This window comes from Teichococcus deserti, assembly GCF_001982615.1.
In the GTDB taxonomy this organism is placed as follows: Bacteria; Pseudomonadota; Alphaproteobacteria; order Acetobacterales; family Acetobacteraceae; genus Pseudoroseomonas; species Pseudoroseomonas deserti.
On sequence record NZ_MLCO01000014.1, the window covers coordinates 1 to 1810 of the forward strand.

The 1810-nt window shown below is 72.0% G+C and carries 2 protein-coding genes; one reads left to right on the forward strand and one right to left on the reverse strand.

Annotated elements, in window-relative coordinates; genetic code table 11:
* On the forward strand, positions 1-675 hold a 675-nt coding region (locus BKE38_RS31730), incomplete at its 5' end, for a hypothetical protein (protein WP_207553464.1).
* 195 nt (positions 676-870) lie between these two features.
* On the opposite strand, the gene BKE38_RS02355 is transcribed toward BKE38_RS31730, so the two are convergent.
* Positions 871-1500: a Tat pathway signal protein gene (locus BKE38_RS02355; RefSeq protein ID WP_242662137.1), complete on the reverse strand. Its 630-nt coding sequence runs from the start codon at positions 1498-1500 to the stop codon at positions 871-873.
* Between the last annotated feature and the right edge of the window lie 310 nt (positions 1501-1810).

Consider the following 1810-nt stretch of genomic DNA (forward strand, 5'->3'; position numbering starts at 1 on the left):
GACCTGGGCGGCGTGACCGAGGCGATCGGCCAGCACAGCCTGCAGCTGGAATTCTTCCATGCCGACCGCAGCGGCCTGTCCTCCTCGCTCTTTGCCCGGCGCTGGGCCTACCAGGACGGCCAGGGGCGGCAGCGCTACTCGGCGCGCAACCGCCGCGCCTATGGCGGGCCGGACAACACCCAGGGCGCCGGCAACTGGGTGGCCTCGCTGGCCGGGCAGGACGTGCCGCTGCCACTGGGCGAGCTGTCCTACACTCTCGGCTATTCGTCGCGCCGTGCCGGGCTGGACAGCCTGCAGGCCGGCACCGCCGCGACCGAGCGCGGCACGGTCGCCGGCCTGTCCTGGGAGGTGCCGCTGGGCGGGGGCGTCACCGCCACCCCGCTGGTCGAATGGCTGCGGCAGGAGAATGCCGACGGGCTGCGCAGCCTGCGCCGCCAGGTGGTCACCGCCGGGGCCGAGCTGGCGCGCGGCCCGGTCAGCCTGGCCTATGTCTATGAATGGATGAAGGAGCGTGGCGACGAGGCCTCCCGCGCCGCGATGCACACCGCTTCGGCCAGTTACGAGCTGCCCTGGGTCGAGGGGCTGGTCTGGACGGTGGGCTGGCGCCGGCTGCGCGAGGAGGGCCAGGCTGCCAACGACTATGGCACCCAGCTGAGCTACAGCCTGAGGTTCTGAGGTCTTAGATCCTGGCCTCGGGCGCCGGCGCCGCCTCTGGCGGCCCGGCTGCGCGACATCGGCGGCGGCCCTTGGGGCGCTCGGCCGGCGGTGCCGGCCGCAGGCATCGCCGCGCCCCGGCGCCCCGCCTTCAAACAGGAAGGGCGGAGCCACTCCCGTGACCCCGTCCCCCCCAATGACCCAAGTCGGAAAAAGTCAGCGCCAGACGATTTCGGAGCGGGAGCAGGTCTCGAGCCCGCGGCGCTCCTGCTCGCGGCCGTTCATATAGACGATCTTCACGTCGACCGCGCAGCTGCGCCCGGCCGGCAGCTCGATCCAGCGGTCATAGCCCGGCTCCAGCACCTGCTCGCCCAGCCGGTCGCGGCCCCAGCTGCGGTCGGTGTTCAGCGAGACATAGAGCTCGCGGATGACGCTGCCCGAGCGGTTGACGAAGCTGAAGGACGGATCCCCCGCCACCCGCGTCGTCGCCCTCGCCCCGCTGCCGCGGATCGAGGCGCCCGCGCCGCCGCCGCCGGAGAACACCACCCGCGTCAGCGAGCAGGCGTTCACCTGCATCTTGGTCTCCTCCCGGCCGCCCTGGTAGCGGACGCGGATGTCGAGCACGCAGTCGGTCGCCTGCGGCGTCACATGCACCTGCTGCCCGGCCCCCAGCATGGACTGGCCCAGGATGTCGGGGCCCCAGTTGTCCAGCCGGGACGGCGAGACGAAGGCGCTCTCGATCGTCTGCCCCGACTGGTTGATCAGCCAGAATCGGTTCTGCGCCGAGGCCGGCGAAAGCGTCGCAGCGGCGGCGAGCATCAGCAGCGCCGCGAGGAAAACACGCACGGGGAAATCCTCCGGTCGAGGGAAGCGGAGCGGGCCTTTCCACGGTCTTTCTCGCCGCCGGACCCGCGTTACAAGAATGCGCCGTTCCGTGTCGTTCCACAACAAAGGGCACCGTTCACGCTTTCTACAGCGGCGCTTTTCCGGAAGCGTTTCCCGCGGCCGCGAAATGCGCTTAGGCTCGCGCGCATGGTCATGCTCGTCTCCCCGCGCCGCCTCGCCCTGCTGGCCGCGGCGCTGCTCGCCGGCTGCGCCGCGGGCGGCGCCCCGGATGCCGCCTCCGTCGCCGAGAATGGCGGCCGTCCACCGCGGC